This window comes from Castellaniella caeni NBRC 101664, from assembly GCF_001592225.1.
Taxonomy (GTDB): Bacteria; Pseudomonadota; Gammaproteobacteria; order Burkholderiales; family Burkholderiaceae_B; genus Castellaniella; species Castellaniella caeni.
This window is the reverse complement of record NZ_BCWN01000013.1, coordinates 77607-96201: the sequence shown is the minus strand read 5'-3', so window position 1 is coordinate 96201 and position 18595 is coordinate 77607. Positions and strand designations below refer to the sequence as shown.

Sequence of the window (18595 nt, the reverse complement as noted above, 5' to 3'; positions counted from 1 at the left end):
GGCTGTTGATTTCGCCATGAGCGCCAGCACGGTGGCGATGCCCAGGACGATCATGCCCAGCTGGTTGCTGGCGAAGGTGCGGGCGAAGACCTGGTCGGTATAGTCGTTTTGAAAGGTGCTGAGCTTGTCGATGTTGCCGATGATCTTTTGCGACAGCACGGGCATCTCGCGGCTGAAAAAGGTCTGCGCTTTGCTGGTGTCCCAATTTTCCAGCGCTTTGAAGGCCGCGTCGCGCTGCTTGAAATACGCGTCCTGGTCGGCCTGGGCCTGCTGGTACAGGGCGCGCGCCGTGGGGTGCTGGATGGTGTCGCCCAGCTGCTTGTGCAGGCTCTCGATGCGCGCGTCGGATTGTTTCAGCCCCTGGACGGCCAGCGCCTGGGCATCGGGGTCGCTCAGGTTGGTGGCGGCCAGGGTGAGGTTGTTGTTGGCTTCGGTCTGGCGTGCCCATTGCAGGATGAGGGCGTTGTTGAGTTCGCGTCCCTGCAGCAGCTGATTGGCCTGATTGCTGTCCTGGATGCGCCACAGGCCGATGCCGGCCAGGGTGATCAACAGCAGGATCACGACGCCAAAGCCCAGTGCCAGACGCGTGCCGATGGTCAGATTTCTCATGGTGCCTCCGTGCGGCGGCGTCGATGACCGTGGCTGTTTGCCGATGTGGTCGCCTCGCCACCTTTTGTTGATCTGTGTATCAGGATAATACAATTGTCCCTATTCCCTGATCGGGTAAGGATTTCTTGTTTTGTGCATCAACTGTCGATTTAACAAAGAGGCTGTTTGCATTAAGATGAGTGGTTTCAGTTTCACCATCCGCGCCGGCTGCCCGCAGATCCGGGCTGATCGCGCTTTGCCAATCAGCCTGCTCACAAGGCGGGCTCTCATTTGAGCTATCCCATGGACACACCCTCTGTCACCCCCGCTGTTTTCTCTCAACGCGCGCAAAAGCTCACCAGCTCGGCGATCCGCGAAATCCTCAAGATCACCGAACGCCCCGAGGTCATTTCCTTCGCCGGTGGCTTGCCCTCGCCCGAAGGCTTCCCCATTCCCCAACTGCAGGCCGCGTTCAACCAGGTGCTGGCCACGCAGGGGGCCACGGCCTTGCAGTATGGCCGCACCGAAGGCTACACGCCGCTGCGCGAGTGGGTGGCGCACGATCTCTCCCGCGAGGGCATGGTCATCGATCCCGAAGAAGTGCTCATCGTCTCGGGCTCGCAGCAGGCGCTCGACATGCTGGGCAAGCTCTTCATCGATCCGGGCGCGCGCGTGCTGGTCGAGGCGCCCAGCTACCTGGGGGCACTGCAGTCGTTTTCGCTCTTCGAGCCGCAGTTCCAGGCGGTGCCCACCGATGCGCAGGGGCTCGTCCCCGAGGCGCTCGACGATGACATCACCCGGGGCGCGCGCTTCATCTACGCGCTGCCCAATTTCCAGAACCCCACGGGGCTTACGCTCAGCCTTGCGCGCCGCCAGGCGCTGGTGCGCCGCTGCGCCCAGCTGGGCCTGCCCATCATCGAAGACGATCCCTACGGCGAACTGCGCTACGCCGGCGCGTCGCACCCGGGCCTGCTGCAACTGGGCCGCGCGGTCGGCGCCACGGTGATTCGCCTGGGCACGTTCTCCAAGGTGCTGGCGCCGGGCATGCGCCTGGGCTATGTGGTGGCGCCGCGCGACATCATCAGCAAGCTCGTGCAGATCAAGCAGGCCACCGACCTGCACACGGCCACGGTCACGCAGATGGCGGTCTACGAAACCATTCGCGACGGTTTCCTGCAGCAGCACCTGCCCAAGGTGCGCGAGCTTTACCAGCGCCAGTGCGGCTACATGCTCGACGCGCTCAAGCAGCATTTTCCGGCGGACGCGCACTGGACGACCCCCGAAGGCGGCATGTTCATCTGGGTCACGCTGCGCCAGGGCATCGACACCACGCAGCTTTTGCAGCAGGCCATTGCCCGCAACGTGGCCTTCGTGCCCGGCGCGCCGTTCTACGCCGGGGTCAAGGCGCCCACCAACACGCTGCGCCTCAGTTTCGTCACCGTGCCCGAGGCCAAGATCCGCGAAGGCGTGCGCATCCTGGGCGAACTCATCGGCCCGGCGACGGTCGCCGCCGCGTAAGCATCGGGTTGTGCCGCTCATGTCCGATCCGTCCGCACGCGCCCGTGTCTCGTCCGCGCCGACCCACGAAGCTGCGGGGGCACCGTCCGGGTCAGCCTCCAGCCAGCGCGCGTCGTCCGCGCCCGATCTCTCCGACATGCGTCCCGACGACTGGGTGGCGCGCTGGCTGCCCGCCACCTGGGGGCCGTATGCGCGCCTGTGTCGGCTCGACCGCCCGGTGGGCACGTGGCTGACGCTGCTGCCCGCGCTGGCGGCGCTGGTGCAGGCGGCGGACGGCTGGCCCACGCTGTGGCGCCTGGTGGTTTTCTCGTTGGGCGCGCTCCTGATGCGCGGGGTGGGTTGCACTTTCAACGACATCTTCGACCGTGATTTCGACCACCGCGTCGAACGCACGCGTTTTCGCCCGCTCACCAGCGGGCAGCTCACCCTCAAGGCGGCGCTGTGGTTCGCCGCCGCGCAGCTGCTGGTCAGCGCTTCCCTGCTGCTGGCCATCAATGTCTACAGCCGCTGGCTGGCGCTGGCGCTGGTGCCGCTGGTCGTCATCTACCCCTTGTGCAAGCGCTTCACCTACTGGCCGCAGGCGGTGCTGGGCGTGGCCTTCAACTGGGGCATGCTCATGGCCTGGACCGACACGCAAAACGTCCTGCCCTGGTATGGCGTGGCCATGTGGCTGGGGGCCGTGCTGTGGCAGATCGGCTACGACGCCATTTACGCCTACATCGACGTGCGCGACGACCGCATGCTGGGCCTGAAGTCGGTGGCCATGTGGTTTGGCGATCGCGGGCGCGCCTGGATTGGCGGCATGTACGCCGCCACCGCCGTGCTGTGGCTGGCGGCGGGCTGGGGCATGGGCCTGGGCTGGGGCTATTACGCCGTCATGGCGGTGATTGCCGGGCACTTCGCTTGGCAGATGGCGCATTTCGACGTGCGCCACCCCGAGCGCGGCCTGCGGTTGTTTCGCTCGAACATGCAGGTCGGCGTGCTGATGATCGTCGCCGCCCTGGCGGGCACGCTGGTCACCTGATCCCGGCGGTGGCGGGCTCCGTTGCGCGCGGGCGCGGCGCGGGCTGATGTTGCCACAGCCTGTTCCGTGCCTCTGTTTGTGTGCAGCTTGGCGTGTCTGCCCGATTGCAGCTAGACTGTTTGAAAAGATCGTATCAAGCTGCGTCGTGTCCTGCGTACTTGCCTGTTGCCGGGTCTGCTGCCTAGTGTGCTGTTCGGTTGATACTCGGCTGCACGCGATGCGTGGGTCATGCCAGCAGCGCCCCGGAGACCCATCATGGCCAGTACGACGCCCGCCGATTCGGCACTCGAATTCGATTACGTCATCGTGGGGGCCGGCTCGGCGGGTTGCCTGCTGGCCAACCGCCTGTCGCAGGCGCACCGGGTGTTGCTGCTCGAAGCCGGCGGCCCCGACGACTGGCGCTGGATCCATATCCCCGTGGGCTACCTGTATTGCATCGGCAACCCGCGCACCGACTGGTGCTACCACACGCAACCCGACCCCGGCCTCAATTACCGCACTCTGGGCTATCCGCGCGGGCGCGTGCTGGGCGGGTCGTCGTCCATCAACGGCATGCTCTATCTGCGTGGCCAGGCCGCCGACTACGACGGCTGGGCCGCGCTGGGCAACCCGGGCTGGGCCTGGCAAGATGTCCTGCCGCTATTCATGGCGGTCGAAGACCACCACGCCGGGGCCAGCAAATACCACGGGGCCAGCGGCACCTGGCGGGTCGAACCGCAGCGCCTGCGCTGGGCCGTGCTGGATGCCTTTCGCGATGCCGCCGCGCAGGCGGGCATCGCGCGCACCGACGACTTCAACCGGGGCGACAACGCCGGCTGCAACTATTTCGAAGTCAACCAGCGGCGCGGCGTGCGCTGGAACGCGGCCAAGGCCTTTCTGCATCCGGTGATGGGGCGCGCCAACCTCAAGGTCATCACCGGGGCGCGCGTCGAGCGCATCGAATTTTCCGGGCGTCGCGCCACCGGGGTGGCGTTCGTCGAAGACGGCGTGCGGCGGCACGCGGTGGCGGGCAAAGAAGTCATCCTGGCGGCGGGGGCCATCGGCTCGCCGCAGCTGCTGCAGGTCTCGGGGGTGGGCCAAGCGGCGCGCCTGCATCACCTGGGCATCCCGCTGGTGCACGACCTGCCGGGGGTGGGCGAAAACCTGCAAGATCACCTGCAGCTGCGCATGATCTTCAAACTGCACAAGGCGCTCACGCTCAATACCCTGGCCAACGCCTGGTGGGGCAAGGCCTGGATGGGGCTGCAGTACGCGCTGTGGCGCCGTGGCCCGCTGTCCATGGCGCCGTCGCAGCTGGGGGCCTTCGCCAAATCCGACCCCGACCGCCCACGGGCCAATCTCGAATACCACGTGCAGCCTTTGTCGCTCGACAAGTTCGGCGATCCGCTGCACCGCTTTCCCGCCATGACGGCTTCGGTGTGCAATCTGCAGCCCAGCAGCCGCGGCTACGTGCGCATCACCTCGCCCAACGTGGCCGACCACCCCGACATCCTCTGCAATTATCTGCAGACGCCCGACGACCGCGCGGTGGCCGCCGATGCCATGCGCCTGACGCGGCGCATCATGGCGCAGCCCGCGCTGGCGCACTATCAGCCCAGCGAATACCTGCCCGGCGCGGCGGTGCAGTCGCAGGCTGATCTCGAAGCCGCCGCGGGCGATGTGGGCACCACCATCTTCCATCCGGTGGGCACATGTAAAATGGGCGTCGATTCTTCAGCGGTGGTCGATCCGCAGCTGCGCGTGCGGGGGGTCGAAAACCTGCGGGTGGTCGATGCGTCGATCATGCCAGTGATCACGTCGGGCAATACCAATTCGCCCACCATCATGATCGCCGAGAAAGGGTCGCGCCTGATACTCGGGGCCGCTTAGGTACAGCACACTAGGCGGCTTCCCTCATCCCCAACAGCTTGCCGGGGGTGTTCTTCGTGCCAGGGGGCAAGGTATTGCGCCCCTGGCGTTCGTTTGGTTCCATCGGACTCGGATATGGTCAGTCACACCGAAGTCGTGGCAAGCCTGTTGTTTGCCATTGCCATCATTCACACGTTTTCCGTGCCGGTCTTCGCCCGGCTGGCCAATCGCGGCGGCGCCCATGCGGGCCTGTGGCACATGCTCTCCGAGGTCGAAGCGGTCTTCGGCGTCTGGGCCTGTGTGCTGTTCATCTGGATGGCGCTCACGCTGGGCGTCAAGGGGGCGGTCGATTATCTCGACACGCGCAACTTCACCGAACCCGCCTTTGTCTTCGTCATCATGGTGGTGGCGGCCAGCCGCCCCATCATCGAACTCGTGCGCGATGTGGTCGATCTCGTGGCCCGCGCGCTGCCGGTGCCGCAGGCCCTGGCGCGGTTTTTCGTCATCATGACCCTGGTGCCGCTGTCGGGTTCGCTCATCACCGAACCGGCCGCCATGACACTGGCCGCCTTGCTGCTGCGCCAGGCGTATTTCCGCCGCCCGGGCCAGGATGGTTTCAAGTACCTGACGGTGGGCGTGCTGTTTGTCAACATCTCCATCGGCGGCGTGCTCACGGCCTATGCGGCGCCCCCCGTGCTGATGGTGGCGCAAACCTTTGGCTGGGATACCGCCTTCATGTCCACGCACTTCGGCTGGCGCGCGGTCGCGGCGGTGGTGATCAACAGCCTGGCGCTCACCTGGATCTGCCGCCCCTTCCTGCTCAACGGCGAGATCGGCGGGGCCGACGAGGGCGAGAAGCGCCCGCCGGTGTCGCCCGTGGTCATTGCCGTGCACGTGCTGTTTCTGCTGCTGGTGGTGCTGTCCTCGCATCACATCAAGATTTTCCTCGCGCTGCTGGTGCTGTTCATCGGCTACACCCATGCCTACAAGCGCCATCAGTCGCCCCTGCTGCTGCGCGAGGGCTTCATGGTGGGCTTCTTTCTGGCCGGGCTGGTGGTGCTGGGCGGGCTGCAGCAGTGGTGGCTGCAAGACCTGCTGGCCGGGCTCTCGCCCCTGGTGCTGTACGCGGGCGCCACGCTGCTGACCGCCGTCACCGACAACGCCGCGCTCACCTACCTGGGCTCGCTGGTCGAGGGCACGGGCGAGCTCTGGCGCTACATGCTGGTGGCGGGCGCGGTCACGGGCGGCGGGCTCACCGTCATCGCCAATGCGCCCAACCCGGCGGGCTTTTCCATCCTGAAAGGCTGCTTTGCCGATGGCACCATTGCGCCGTCGCGTCTGCTGGCGTCGGCCGCCGTGCCCACTTTGGTGGCTGTGGTGATGTTTCTGCTGCCCAATTCGTTCAACCTGTAGCATCGGGGCTCCGGCGGCTGGCGGCTGGCGCCAAGCCTGAGCAGAATTCGGGCATTCAGCAAGGCGCCCACCGGGGCAGGGGGCGCGTGAACGGGGCATGCAGCCGGGCAAGGGGCGCTCGTGGACGAGGCGCGCACCCGGGCGGGGGCTGCTCGTGGAGACGGTAATAGCGCTAAACTTCAAAGAGTTGGTTTTTCAGGATTTTCTTGTGCCTATTTATGTCTACCGGTGCAGCCATTGCGGTCATCAGCAAGACGTGCTGCAAAAAATGTCCGATCCCCGTCTCACCCATTGCCCGGCCTGTGGCCAGGAAACCTACGAAAAGCAGGTCACGGCGGCGGGCTTTCGGCTCAAGGGCTCGGGCTGGTATGAAACCGATTTTCGCGGCGGGGGCGGTTCGCACTCCGAAGGCGTGCTGGGTTCCAGCGCGCCCTCGTCAGGCGCGTCCGACCACGCGGCGGGCACCACGGCGGGGACGGCCAGCGCTACAAACAGCAAGCCGCCCGCCAGCAGCCCGGCGCCAGCGGCCAGCGCCAGCTAGGTCAGGCGTGCCATACCAGGCGCCCGACAGCAGCGCACACAAACCAGCACTCGTTGCCATCGATTCATAGCGGTTTGCATGCTTGACCCGGCAGGGTGGCCGCGACGGATGGCCGCGCACCGGGATGCGGCAGCCGACCAACCAGGATACCCGCCTCGCCGACATGCGATTTTTCAAGCGATATTTCATCACTGGCCTGCTGATCTGGCTGCCGCTGGTCACCACCGTCTGGGTGCTGCTGATGCTGGCGCGCACGCTCGACTCGCTGGTGCCGTCGTTCCTGTCGCCCGAGGCCTTGTTCGGCATCGCCATCCCGGGCTTCGAGCTGGTGCTGGTGCTCGTCATCATCCTGTTCACCGGGCTGTTTTGCGCCAATTTCATTGGTCGTGCCATTTTGTCGCGCTGGGAGTCCCTGCTGGGACGCATCCCCTTGGTGCGCTCCATTTATAATTCGGTCAAGCAAGTCAGCGATACGGTGTTCGCGCCCAATGGCCAGGCCTTTCGCCAGGCCGTGCTGGTGCAGTATCCCCGGCAGGGCGCCTGGACGATCGCCTTCCTCACGGGGGCCCCTTGTGCCGAAATCGCCGACTTGCTGACGGGCGATCATGTCAGCGTCTACGTGCCTACCACGCCCAATCCGACTTCAGGGTTTTTTCTGATGATGCCGCGCACCGATGTCCAGATGCTCGAGATGTCTGTCGATACCGCCCTGAAATACATCGTTTCGATGGGGGTGGTGGCACCGCCGCCGGCGGAGCTGGCGGCACACGAGTCCGTAGGCCCGCGTGTGCGCTGACAGCGGATGGTCGCCCCAAGCCCATATTCTCTCGCAGTCTTGAATTCAAATATTTCACGGAGCCCTTCTTGAACCGTACCTGCTACACCGGCGAGGTGTCCAAAGCCCATCTCGACCAGACCGTCACCCTGTTTGGCTGGGTTCACCGTCGCCGCGACCACGGCGGGGTCATCTTCATCGATCTGCGCGATCGGGCAGGGCTGGCTCAGATCGTGGTCGATCCCGACAATGAAACCGCCTTTGCCACCGCCGAGCGCATCCGCAACGAATACTGCCTGCGCATCACCGGCCTGGTGCGTCTGCGCCCCGAAGGCACCCGCAACCCCGACCTCACCTCGGGCGAGGTCGAAATCCTGTGCCGCGAGCTCGAAATCCTCAACCCCTCGGTCACGCCGCCGTTCCAGCTGGATGACGACAACCTGTCGGAAACCACGCGCCTGACGCATCGTGTGCTCGACCTGCGCCGCCCGCAGATGCAGCGCAACCTGATGCTGCGCTACCGCGTGTCGATGGTGTCGCGCAACTACCTCGACAAGCTGGGCTTCATCGACATCGAAACCCCCATGCTCACGCGCAGCACCCCCGAGGGCGCGCGCGACTACCTCGTGCCCTCGCGCGTGAACCCGGGCGAATTCTTCGCTCTGCCGCAGTCGCCGCAGCTCTTCAAGCAAATGCTGATGGTGGCCGGTTTCGACCGCTACTACCAGATCACCAAGTGCTTCCGCGACGAAGACCTGCGCGCCGACCGCCAGCCCGAATTCACCCAGATCGATTGCGAAACCTCCTTCCTCGACGAAGTGCAGATCCGCGAGATCTTCGAAGGCATGGTGCGCGAAATCTACCAGCAAGTGCTGGACGTCGCCCTGCCCGAATTCCCGGTCATGAGCTGGGGCGAGGCCATGCGCCGCTATGGCTCCGACAAGCCCGACCTGCGCGTCAAGCTCGAATTCACCGACGTGGCCGACCTCATGCGGGACGTCGATTTCAAGGTGTTCGCCGGCCCCGCCAAAGACCCGGCCTGCCGCGTGGTGGCCCTGCGCGTGCCGGGCGGCGCCGCCATGCCGCGCAGCGAAATCGACGCCTACACGCAGTTCGTGGGCATCTACGGCGCGCGCGGCCTGGCCTACATCAAGGTCAATGACGCCGCCGCCATCCCCGAAGGCCTGCAGTCGCCCATCGTCAAGAACATCCACGCCGATGCCCTGCGCGGCCTCATCCAGCGCACGGGCGCGCAAAATGGCGACCTCATCTTCTTTGGCGCCGATCGCACCAAAGTGGTCAACGACGCCATCGGCGCCCTGCGCGTGAAGATCGGCCTGAGCGAATTCGGCCGCAGCCACGGCCTGTTCGAGGCTGGCTGGCAGCCGCTGTGGGTGGTCGATTTCCCCATGTTCGAGTACGACGAGGCCGAAGGCCGCTACTCGGCGGCCCACCACCCCTTCACCTGCCCCAAGGCGGGCCACGAGGACCTGCTCGAATCCGATCCGGGCAAGGCGCTGGCGCGTGCCTACGACATGGTCATGAACGGCTGGGAAGTCGGCGGCGGTTCCGAACGTATCCACCGCGCCGACGTGCAGACCAAAGTCTTCAAGGCGCTCAAGATCGACGAAGAAGAAGCCCAGGCCAAGTTCGGCTTCCTGCTGGACGCCCTGCAGTTCGGCGCACCGCCGCACGGCGGCCTGGCCTTCGGCCTGGATCGCCTGGTCACCCTCATGGCCGGGGCCGAATCCATCCGCGACGTCATTGCCTTCCCCAAGACGCAGCGCGCGCAAGACCTGCTGGTGCATGCCCCGTCGCCCGTGGACGAAAAGCAGCTGCGCGAGCTGCACATCCGCCTGCGCCAGACCGAGGCAAAATAAGGTCGGGGGGCCGCCATGTCCGTCGTGCGGGTCGTCAGCTACAACATCCACAAGGGCAAATCGGCCTCGGGTGGACACGAGTCGCTGGCCGACCTGCGGCTGGGCCTTTACGGCCTGCGGCCCGACCTCCTGTTCCTGCAGGAAGTGCAGGGCCGCAACCAGCGCCACGGCAGCCTCGACGCCCAGCACGAATCCCTGGCGGCCGCCTTGCACATGCAGGCGGCCTACGGGCGCAATGCCATACGCGCCGCCACCGACCACGGCAATGCGCTGCTGTCGCGCTATCCCATCCTGTATTACGAGAACCAGGACATCTCCGACCACCGGCTCGAACAGCGCGGCCTGCTGCATGGTGTCATCCAGGTGGACGGCGCCCACGTGCACTGCCTGGTGGTGCACCTGGGCCTGTTTGCCGGTGGGCGCTCGCGCCAGGTACACGCGCTGGTCGAGCGCATCCGCCGCCTGGTGCCCGATTCCGAACCCCTGCTCATCGCGGGCGACTTCAACGACTGGTCCAACCGCCTGGCCCCGCTGTTCGTCGAGCAGCTGGGCCTGGTCGAGGTCTTTGCCGCCGCGCCCCAGGGCGTGGACGAAATCTACCGCCTGCGCCACCGCGTGGCCCAGCTGCGCCAGCGCATGCCCTGGTTTCCGGGCCAGATGCTGCGCCCGCTGCCCACGCTGTCCGCCAATGGCCATGGCGCGCGCGAGACCCCGCCGCCGCGCACGTTCCCGTCGATGTTCCCCTGGCTGCGGCTCGACCGCATCTACCAGCGCGGCTTTGCCGTGCGCCGCGCCCGCGTGCTGCACGGCGCGCCCTGGAAAAAGCTGTCCGACCACGCCCCCCTGGTGGCCGAGCTCGAACTGCCGTAGGCAGTTTTGGCGCGGCAAGCCCAGGTTGCCGTTGGTCGTCGGGTTTCTCTTGGTGTCCATGGGTGCGGCTGTGCCCGGCACCGTCGTGTGGAACTTTCAATCAACAAAGGCGTCCAACATACGTTGTACCGGAATTAGCACTCGAGCCCATAGAGTGCTAAGATCATCCAGGAACCACCCCGAGGACATTGCCACCATGAGCCACACTTCGTCATCCCTGGTGTTGGCACCGGCCCAGCTTGCGCAGGCCATCTCCAACCCGGGGGCGTTGGGTACTATCGACGCTTACATCAGCGCCGTCAATCGCCTGCCCATGCTGACGGCCGAACGCGAAAACGAACTCGGCCGCCGTCTGCGCGACGACAACGACCTCGAAGCCGCACGCGAACTCATTCTTTCGCACCTGCGGCTCGTCGTCTCCATCGCCCGCCAATACCTGGGCTACGGCCTGGCGCACGCCGACCTCATCCAGGAAGGCAACATCGGCCTGATGAAAGCCGTGCGCCGCTTCGACCCTGACCGTGGCGTGCGGCTGGTGTCCTTTGCCGTGCACTGGATTCGCGCCGAAATCCACGAATACGTCGTGCGTAACTGGCGCCTGGTCAAGATCGCCACCACCAAGGCGCAGCGCAAACTGTTCTTCAACCTGCGCCGCATGCGTCCCGACGGCCACACCCTGGCTCCCGATCAGGTGTCCGACATCGCCCGCGAACTCGATGTGCGCCCCGAAGACGTCTCCGAGATGGAAGTACGCCTGTCGGGCGGCGACTGCGGCCTCGACGCCCCCGCCGACGATGACGAACGCTTCGCGCCCATCGCCTGGCTGGCCGACGACACCCAAGAACCCGCCCAGGTGCTGGCGCGCCGCGGCATGGACACCCTGCAAAGCCAGGGCCTGGCCGACGCGCTCGACACCCTGGACGACCGTTCGCGCCACATCGTCCAGTCGCGCTGGCTGGCCGACGACGGCGGCGCTACGCTGCACGAACTCGCCGCCCAATACGGCATCTCGGCCGAACGCGTGCGCCAGGTAGAAGCCGCCGCGCTCAAAAAGCTGAAAAAAGCCCTGGCGGGCCACGAAGACGACCTGCTGGCGGCGTAAGTGTGAACCCTCATTGATTTCGTCCTCGGTTTGTGCAGACATCATTCGTTGCATTTTTCTGGCGGCAAAACCAGAACTTTCTACGCTCGTGTCGGACTAACACTCCATGGATGAACGCCCGACCCTTTGGTCGCGTCATCTTGTCGTCCGCTTCAGCTTCTCCTCTTCCCCTCCCTATCGAAGCGGATGTTCCCGGGATGCCTCCACGGCATCCCTTTTTTTTACCGCCGAGCCAGACCAGGGCGCACGCGCTGACTATCCCTTTGGCTTTTTTTCTTCGGGCGGCCACTGCTGCGACGAGTGCAGCACACGAATGATTTCGACCCTGGCCAGCTTGGGACGTACTCGGTAGACCAAGATCAGAGACGTCTTGCTGACAACCAATTCACGGGTGCCCCGCTTTTGGCCCGATCGTCCAGGTTCTTTTCTGCCCTTGGCAGCCACTCAATCTTCAAGCGGCCCCCGTCTTCAGATCCTCCGCATAGCGGGCGCGACGCCTGGCAAGCCGCGTCATGACATCCTCATGGCTCACCCACTGCGTGGCAGGGTCGTCGGCTTCCTTGATGCCAGCGTCCACCTGGGCGTGGAACCACGCCTCATGAGCAGCGGCTTCGTGGGCTCGTTTCAGCCGTGCGGCCGCATCAGGACGCCCCGGACGGTGTATGTTGGCGCTGCTGTAGTGCGTGGCATCAACCTCGTCGATGCGCACGATGGAGAAATCTTTGCGCAGGTACGCTGTGAGCGTATCGAGGCTGCGCCAAGTTCGTGGCTTGTCTGCCTTGGTGCCGCCCAGGGGCTTTTCGAGCAGGCCCGTCTTGATCATCACAGACCAGCCTCCTGGCTGGCCGATGATGGATACGCCTCGGATGGTGCCTGCCTCGGCCATGCGGCGTGCGGTCGTAGAATCGATGGTATGACTCATGGCAAAGCGCTCCCTGAGTTTGACGGAAGTTTAACAATAAATATGCCATATTTTAACAAATGATCTACGTGCCATTTCGTGCCTGACGAATCCGCGCGGCGAGCAAACTGCGAGGGGATGCTAGCCGCAGGCGTGGCGCGGGGCTATGCGCCAAAGGTCTGCCCGCTGTGTGATCCAGATGTCCTGGCCGCGCTCGCCGGACAGCACGATGCCGTGTAGATTGGGTAGGCATCGCACGTGTCGTCTGTATGCTCGTCCAAAGATCTTTAATAAGATCTATCGTGATAGAATCCTTCAATCATGGAAAAATCACCTGACCGCGCTTCATCCGTCGCCATCGCGCCGCTGCCTCGTGTGGCGGGCGGGTTCTCGACCGTGCTGGCCGATCCTCCCTGGCGTTTTACGAATCGCACCGGAAAGGTCGCGCCGGAACATCGCCGATTAGGTCGCTATGGCACCCTGTCCTTGGAAGAAATCAAGGCATTGCCGGTCAGTCAAGTGCTGGCCCCTGCGGCCCACCTGTATTTGTGGGTGCCCAATGCGCTGCTGCCAGAGGGGCTGGAGGTCATGCGCGATTGGGGATTTCGCTATGTGAGCAACATCGTTTGGGCCAAGCGGCGCAAAGATGGCGGCCCTGACGGCCGAGGCGTGGGGTTTTATTTTCGTAACGTCACCGAGTTGCTGCTCTTTGGGGTGCGCGGTTCGATGCGTACTTTGTCGCCGGGGCGCTCACAGGTCAACATGATCGAAACGCGCAAGCGCGAGCATTCTCGTAAACCAGACGAACAGTACGAACTCATCGAGGCGTGTTCGCCGGGCGCTTATCTGGAATTGTTTGCACGTTACCCGCGAGCTGGCTGGACTGTCTGGGGAGATGAGTCTGCCGAAGAGGTCGTGCCGCAAGGTGTCGTTCACAAGGGTTATCAGGGGGGGGCCATTTTGCCCGCCCTGATGCCCAGCGAGCATCTGTCGCCAGAGCGGGCTCAGGCCTTGGGCCAGGCGCTGCGCCAGCAGTATCAAGCGGGGCGCAGCATTCGCCAGCTGGCGGCGAGCACTGGTTATTCCATTCAGCGCGTGCGGTCGCTGCTCGAGCTGGCCGCCACGCCACTGCGTGCCCGTGGCCGGGCGGCAAACGATACGACACTGGATCTTTTTCAGTCCGGCACAGAATAAGCCTGTCCGTTCCAGGTCTTCTCATTGGCGGCGACCACCAGCAATGGGCAAGTTCCCATGACGCCGCGCCGTACGCGCAATAGGGCCTTTTCCAGGTTGGTGGTGGTCGAGGTGTTGACATCAATGGGCAAAGGCGTGCGGTCTGAGTCGGGCAGCTGCGCCTGATGGCAGGCCCACAGTCGCTCTGCCAGCGGTTTCAATGATTGCCGGTCTTGCGTGATGAGGACAGCGGCCGAGATGACCCCCGCTTCGTGCCAGGCCCGGTAGGCTGAGAGATCGCGATCCAGATTGCCGTCTTTGGCGTTCCATTCGACGTCGAGCGCAACACGGCCTTTGAAGTTGTCCACCAGGTAGCCTTCCTGATGCAACGGCGGCAGCCGGGTGAGTTCGGTATTGCCCCTGTTCAACAGAATCCCATGGGTTTCCAGGTCAATCCGGGTTTCTCGCCAGCCGCGTTGGCCAAACAGGTCGTCAACCTGCCGTGCGATCGCCCCGCGGTTACCGCCTCGTTTGAGCCAGGAAGTTGGGGCCAATGAGAATTGCCCCAACACGTCGGTGATGTCCTGCCACTCTTCGGGGCAGACGGCGTGCAGCACGGCGCAAGCTGAGCTGGTTTCCAGAAACGCCCACCGCTCGCGCACGGCGGGCGGCAGGATGATTGGATTGTCGTAAGTATGGGTTTCGTACATATCTGCTTTCAGACAAGAGGGGCGGGCCTGTAACATAATAGCTGACGCGTTTTTGCTGATATGTTCCGATCATGAAAATAGGCCTCCTGGTCTTTGGTCTGTCCGGGTTGCTGGCCCTGATCTCCTTCATGCCGCCGCTGGCCGGGCGGCTGCGTTTGCCCTATTCGGTGCTGCTGGCCATCGTCGGCTTTGTGCTGGGCGTCATCATCCACGTGCATGGCTGGGCGCCGGGCGTGGTGGCCGACTTCCTGGATTCCCTGCAGCACTTCGATATCTCGTCGGAAACCTTTCTCTTCGTGTTTCTGCCCGTGCTGCTGTTCGAGACGGCGCTGGCCACCAACATCCGCCGCCTGCTGGACGACATCAGCCCCATCCTGGTCATGGCCATCGTCGCCGTGGTCGTGTGCACCGTGGCCGTGGGCTTTTCGCTGGCGGCCATCTCGCCTTATGGTCTGGTGGTGTGCCTGATGCTCGGGGCCATCGTCGCCACCACCGACCCGGTTGCGGTGGTGGGTATCTTTCAAGAGGTGGGTGCCCCCCGGCGGCTGTCCACCCTGGTCGAGGGCGAAGCGTTGTTCAACGACGCCGCGTCCATCGCCCTGTATTCCGTGCTGCTCAGCATGCTGTTTACCGGCGACGAACTTTCCGTCACTGAAGTGGCGCGCAGCTTTCTCGTCAGTTTCCTGGGCGGCGGCCTGGCGGGCTACGCCATGGGCTGGATCGCCACGGCGCTTTTCCGCTGGCTGCGCGGCTGGCCCGCGGCGGAAGTCACCCTGACGGTGGCCGTGGCTTATCTCACCTTTTTCGTCGCCGAACATTATCTGGGTGTCTCGGGCGTGGTGGCCACCGTCATCGCCGGGCTGGTCGTGGGATCCACGGGGCGCACGCGCATGTCGCCCACCACCTTCGAGCAGCTGGAAGGGGCCTGGTCACAGTTTGGTTTCTGGGCCAATTCGCTCATCTTCCTGTTTGCCGCCATGCTCATCCCGCGCATGATGGCTGAAATCACCTGGATGGAAGTATTGCTCATCCTGGTGGTGTTCATCGTCACGCTGATCGCGCGCGCGGTCATCGTCTACGGGCTGCTGCCGCTGCTGGGGCGCTTGCATCTGAGCACCCGGGTCAGCCGCTCGTACCGTGCCGTGATGCTGCTGGGTGGGCTGCGCGGCGCCGTGTCGCTGGCGCTGGCGCTGGCTGTCACCGAGCAGCCCGCTGTGCCGCACGAGGCGCGTCAGTTCATCGCTGTGGCCACCACGGGCTTCGTGCTCATGACCCTCTTCATCAACGGGCTCTCCCTGCGTCCGCTGATCGCCCGCCTGGGCCTGAATCAGCTCTCGGCGGTGGATCGCACCTTGCGCGACCAGGCCCAGGTGGTCGAACTCGAGGCCTTGCGCCTGCGCATCGACGAGATCGCGCGCAACGAACACATCGGCCAGGAGGTGCTCGACCGTCTCAACGCCGTCTTCGACGCCAGCCAGACCAGCATCGATACCGCCCAGGTGCACCAGCTCACGCAAGAGCAGAAAGTGGCCGTGGGCATGGGGATTCTGGCGGGGCGCGAAGAGGAAATGTTCTTTGAAACCCTCAAGGCCCAGGTGGTGGACTGGCGCACGGCCGAATCCTTGCTGGCGCGCGCCGAGCGCCTGGAAGACGCCGTGCGCGCTGGCGGTATCGAAGGGTTTGAATCGGCCATCGAGGGCGACCTGCGCTATTCCAACAGCATGCGCCTGGCCCTGCGCCTGCACCACCTGACAGGGCGGCCCTTCTGGCTGGGGCGCGAGCTGGCCCAGCGCTTCACCAACCTGATGTGCAAGTGGGCCGTGGCGCGCCGCCTGATCCGCTTTGCGCGCACCGACGTGCAGCCGCTGCTGGGGGCCGAAGTCACCGACCTGATCGTCGCCGCCCACCAGCGACGCCTGACCTTGCTGGAAAGCGCCCTGCAGGCCATGGCGCTGCAGTACCCCAGCTACGCCCTGCACCTGCAAGAGGCCTATCTGGCGCGCATGGCCCGCTCGATGGAGCGCATGCGCTACCGCGACATGCTGACGCAGAACCTCATCAGCGGGGAAACCTATTCCGACCTCATCCAGCAGGTGGACATGCGCTGGGGGCCGCTGGAAAAGCACGGTGCGCTCGACATCACCATGACCGCGGCCACGCTGGTGCCGCGCGTCAGCCTTTTCGAGGGGCTGGACGAGGTCACGATGGCCGCCATCTGCCGCGTGCTCAAGCCGCGCCTGGTGGTGCCCGGCCAGGATATCCCCACCCAGGTGGGCCGTAGCCGCGCCATGTACTTTGTGGCCTCGGGTGCCGTGGTGCTGGATTTGCCCGATGGCACCACCGCCGAGCTGGGCAGCGGCCAGATTTTCGGCGAGATGGCCCTGGTCATGAATCACGATTTCCAGGCGCGGGCGCGCTCGCTGGGCTACAGCCGCCTGCTGATGCTGCAGGAAAAAGACTTCAAGAAGTTGCTGGACAAGTTTCCCGAGCTGCGTGAAAAAATCGACACCGTCGTGCGCCAGCGCCTGCGTGCCGTCGAGGTGTGGCAGCAGTTTGAGTCAGGCGAGCGCCAGCACGAGCCGCTGCCCCGGCTGGATCACCTGCTGGCGTCGGTGGATGCGTTGGCGCAGCATGCCGAGGCGGTGTCCGCCGCCGGGGCTTCTGCGGGCATGGTGACGCATGCGCCAGAAGCAGCCCCCGCCGAGGACGTCAGGCCAGCAGCAACTTGATGTCGTGCGCCATGTCTTCCGGCGTGAGCGAAGGCCCCAGCAGGGCGCGCGCCTCGCCGGACTGATCCATCAGGTAGAAGGCCGCCGAGTGGTTCATGGCGTATTGCTCGGGCGTGGGGCCCGGTTCTTTGGCGTAGAACGCCTTGAACGAACGGGCGGTCTTGTCCAGTTGTTCGGGCGTGCCGGTGAGGCCGATGAACGAGGGGTCGAAGGCCTGCACGTAGGCTTTCAGCACCGTGGGCGTGTCGCGCGCCGGGTCGACCGAGATCATGATGACCTGCACGTCTTTGGCCTGCTTGCCCAGCAGTTCGAGCGCCTGGGCGGCCTGTGCCATGGCCGTGGGGCAGACGTCAGGGCACTGGGTGTAGCCGAAAAACACCAGCAGCACCTTGCCTTTGAAATCGGCCAGGGTGCGCAACTGGCCCGTGGTATCGACCATGGACAAGTCGCGCCCCAGGTGCGAGCCACTGATGTCGTTGCCTTCGAAGGGAAGCGGCTCGGCCGCTTTGGAGGTGCAGCCCAGCAGCACCAGGGGCGTGGCGGCCAGTGCGCCGACCAGCAGGCTGCGGCGCGCCGCGGAAAATGAAACAGACATGCTCAACCTATTGGGGTCAGGGAGCGGGCATCAGGATCAGGCCCACCCAGTGATCCAGCAGCAGCGCGGCAAAAAGCAGCGCCAGGTACAGAATCGAATACCAGAACAGTTTACGCGCTCGGGCGTCTGAATAGTGTCGATATAGGTCAAAGGCTTGCCAGACGAACTTGCCGCTGAGGGCGCAGGCGGCCAGCAGATAAGCCACACCGCTCATGCGGATGACGAAGGGCAGCAGCGAGGCGGCGAACAGGGCGACGCTGTAGAGCAACACGTGCAGCTGGGTGAAGTTCTGCCCGTGGGTGACCGGCAGCATGGGCAGGCCGGATTTTTCGTATTCGTGGTGGCGGTACAGGGCCAGCGCCCAGAAGTGGGGCGGCGTCCAGATGAAGATGATGAGTACCAGCACCCAGGCTTCGGCGGGCACGGCGTCGGCCATGGCGGCCCAGCCCAGGGCCGGGGGCATGGCGCCCGAGAGCCCGCCGATGACGATGTTCTGCGGGGTGAGCGGCTTGAGGATGGCGGTGTAGATGAGCGCGTAGCCGACGAAGGAGGCGAAGGTGAGCCACATGGTGAGCGCGTTGACGCCCCAGTACAGGACGAGCATGCCCGCGCCGCCCAGCACCCCCGCCATGAGCAGCACCTGCGGCGGGGAGATTTCGCCCGAAGCCGTGGCGCGCCGCGCGGTGCGCAGCATGCGGGCGTCGGTTTCGCGTTCGATGAGGCAGTTGACCGAAAAGGCGGCAGCCGCCAGCAGCCAGATGCCCAGGGTGGCCAGCGCGGCGCGGCCCAGGTCGGGCAGGCCGGGCACGGCCAGGAACATGCCGATGACCGCACAGAACACCGCCAGCTGCGTGACGCGCGGCTTGGTGAGCGCCAGGTACTGGCGCAGCAAGGAGGGATGGTGGGTGGCGGCGGCAGTGGTCATGGA

16 protein-coding genes are annotated in these 18595 nt (G+C 65.0%); 11 read left to right on the top strand and 5 right to left on the bottom strand.

All coding sequences use genetic code 11. The annotated features are described in order from the left end of the window. Positions 1 to 609 (bottom strand): MCP four helix bundle domain-containing protein (locus CCA01S_RS09735; RefSeq protein ID WP_198149955.1); only part of this gene is annotated, 609 nt, incomplete at its 3' end. Positions 610 to 891: 282 nt separating this feature from the next. Between CCA01S_RS09735 and CCA01S_RS09730 the strand changes: the two genes are divergently transcribed. From CCA01S_RS09730 to rpoH, 9 genes are all read left to right on the top strand, one after another. Next, the gene (locus tag CCA01S_RS09730; protein WP_066457563.1) at positions 892 to 2106 is read left to right on the top strand and encodes an aminotransferase-like domain-containing protein; all 1215 of its coding nucleotides are present in this window, start codon (positions 892 to 894) and stop codon (positions 2104 to 2106) included. Positions 2107 to 2242: 136 nt separating this feature from the next. Further along, positions 2243 to 3130: a 4-hydroxybenzoate octaprenyltransferase gene (ubiA, locus tag CCA01S_RS09725; RefSeq protein WP_066457561.1), complete on the top strand. Its 888-nt coding sequence runs from the start codon at positions 2243 to 2245 to the stop codon at positions 3128 to 3130. A 255-nt stretch (positions 3131 to 3385) separates the two neighbouring features. Further along, positions 3386 to 4999 (top strand): GMC family oxidoreductase, encoded by a 1614-nt coding sequence (locus CCA01S_RS09720; RefSeq protein WP_066457558.1) that lies wholly within the window; start codon positions 3386 to 3388, stop codon positions 4997 to 4999. Between the two features lie 114 nt (positions 5000 to 5113). Further along, the gene (locus CCA01S_RS09715) at positions 5114 to 6391 is read left to right on the top strand and encodes a putative Na+/H+ antiporter (RefSeq protein ID WP_066457556.1); all 1278 of its coding nucleotides are present in this window, start codon (positions 5114 to 5116) and stop codon (positions 6389 to 6391) included. Positions 6392 to 6599: 208 nt separating this feature from the next. Further along, the gene (locus CCA01S_RS09710) at positions 6600 to 6932 is read left to right on the top strand and encodes an FmdB family zinc ribbon protein (protein ID WP_066457548.1); all 333 of its coding nucleotides are present in this window, start codon (positions 6600 to 6602) and stop codon (positions 6930 to 6932) included. 163 nt (positions 6933 to 7095) lie between these two features. Then, positions 7096 to 7728 (top strand): DUF502 domain-containing protein, encoded by a 633-nt coding sequence (locus tag CCA01S_RS09705; protein ID WP_066457595.1) that lies wholly within the window; start codon positions 7096 to 7098, stop codon positions 7726 to 7728. Between the two features lie 68 nt (positions 7729 to 7796). Beyond that, positions 7797 to 9587, top strand: a complete 1791-nt coding sequence (aspS, locus tag CCA01S_RS09700; RefSeq protein WP_066457544.1) for an aspartate--tRNA ligase — start codon at positions 7797 to 7799, stop codon at positions 9585 to 9587. Between the two features lie 15 nt (positions 9588 to 9602). Next, positions 9603 to 10457: an endonuclease/exonuclease/phosphatase family protein gene (locus CCA01S_RS09695; protein WP_066457540.1), complete on the top strand. Its 855-nt coding sequence runs from the start codon at positions 9603 to 9605 to the stop codon at positions 10455 to 10457. Between the two features lie 196 nt (positions 10458 to 10653). After that, positions 10654 to 11559: an RNA polymerase sigma factor RpoH gene (gene rpoH, locus CCA01S_RS09690; protein WP_066457538.1), complete on the top strand. Its 906-nt coding sequence runs from the start codon at positions 10654 to 10656 to the stop codon at positions 11557 to 11559. Positions 11560 to 12010: 451 nt separating this feature from the next. Here the strand turns inward: rpoH and CCA01S_RS09685 are convergent, their stop codons facing one another. Further along, a complete protein-coding gene (locus tag CCA01S_RS09685) occupies positions 12011 to 12481 on the bottom strand; it encodes a hypothetical protein (RefSeq protein WP_146030657.1) in 471 nt (156 codons plus the stop codon). 300 nt (positions 12482 to 12781) lie between these two features. Here CCA01S_RS09685 and CCA01S_RS09680 point away from each other — a divergent pair, with 300 nt between their 5' ends. Next, positions 12782 to 13654 (top strand): MT-A70 family methyltransferase, encoded by an 873-nt coding sequence (locus tag CCA01S_RS09680; protein ID WP_066457535.1) that lies wholly within the window; start codon positions 12782 to 12784, stop codon positions 13652 to 13654. On the opposite strand, the gene CCA01S_RS09675 is transcribed toward CCA01S_RS09680, so the two are convergent. Next, complete coding sequence (locus tag CCA01S_RS09675) at positions 13636 to 14343, bottom strand: BglII/BstYI family type II restriction endonuclease (RefSeq protein ID WP_084386658.1); 708 nt, start codon at positions 14341 to 14343, stop codon at positions 13636 to 13638. The genes CCA01S_RS09680 and CCA01S_RS09675 overlap by 19 nt on opposite strands. Before the next feature lie 71 nt (positions 14344 to 14414). On the opposite strand from CCA01S_RS09675, the gene CCA01S_RS09670 reads away from it, so the two are divergent. After that, positions 14415 to 17072 (top strand): cation:proton antiporter, encoded by a 2658-nt coding sequence (locus tag CCA01S_RS09670; protein WP_084386657.1) that lies wholly within the window; start codon positions 14415 to 14417, stop codon positions 17070 to 17072. Here CCA01S_RS09670 and CCA01S_RS09665 read toward each other — a convergent pair. Both CCA01S_RS09665 and cyoE read right to left on the bottom strand, forming a co-directional pair. Next, positions 17053 to 17667 carry an SCO family protein gene (locus CCA01S_RS09665; RefSeq protein WP_066457532.1) on the bottom strand — a complete coding sequence of 205 codons (615 nt, stop codon included), beginning with the start codon at positions 17665 to 17667 and terminating at the stop codon, positions 17053 to 17055. The two genes, CCA01S_RS09670 and CCA01S_RS09665, sit on opposite strands and share 20 nt — an antisense overlap. Before the next feature lie 16 nt (positions 17668 to 17683). Beyond that, positions 17684 to 18592, bottom strand: coding sequence for a heme o synthase (cyoE, locus tag CCA01S_RS09660; RefSeq protein WP_066457530.1), 909 nt, complete (start codon positions 18590 to 18592; stop codon positions 17684 to 17686). Positions 18593 to 18595: the final 3 nt, after the last annotated feature.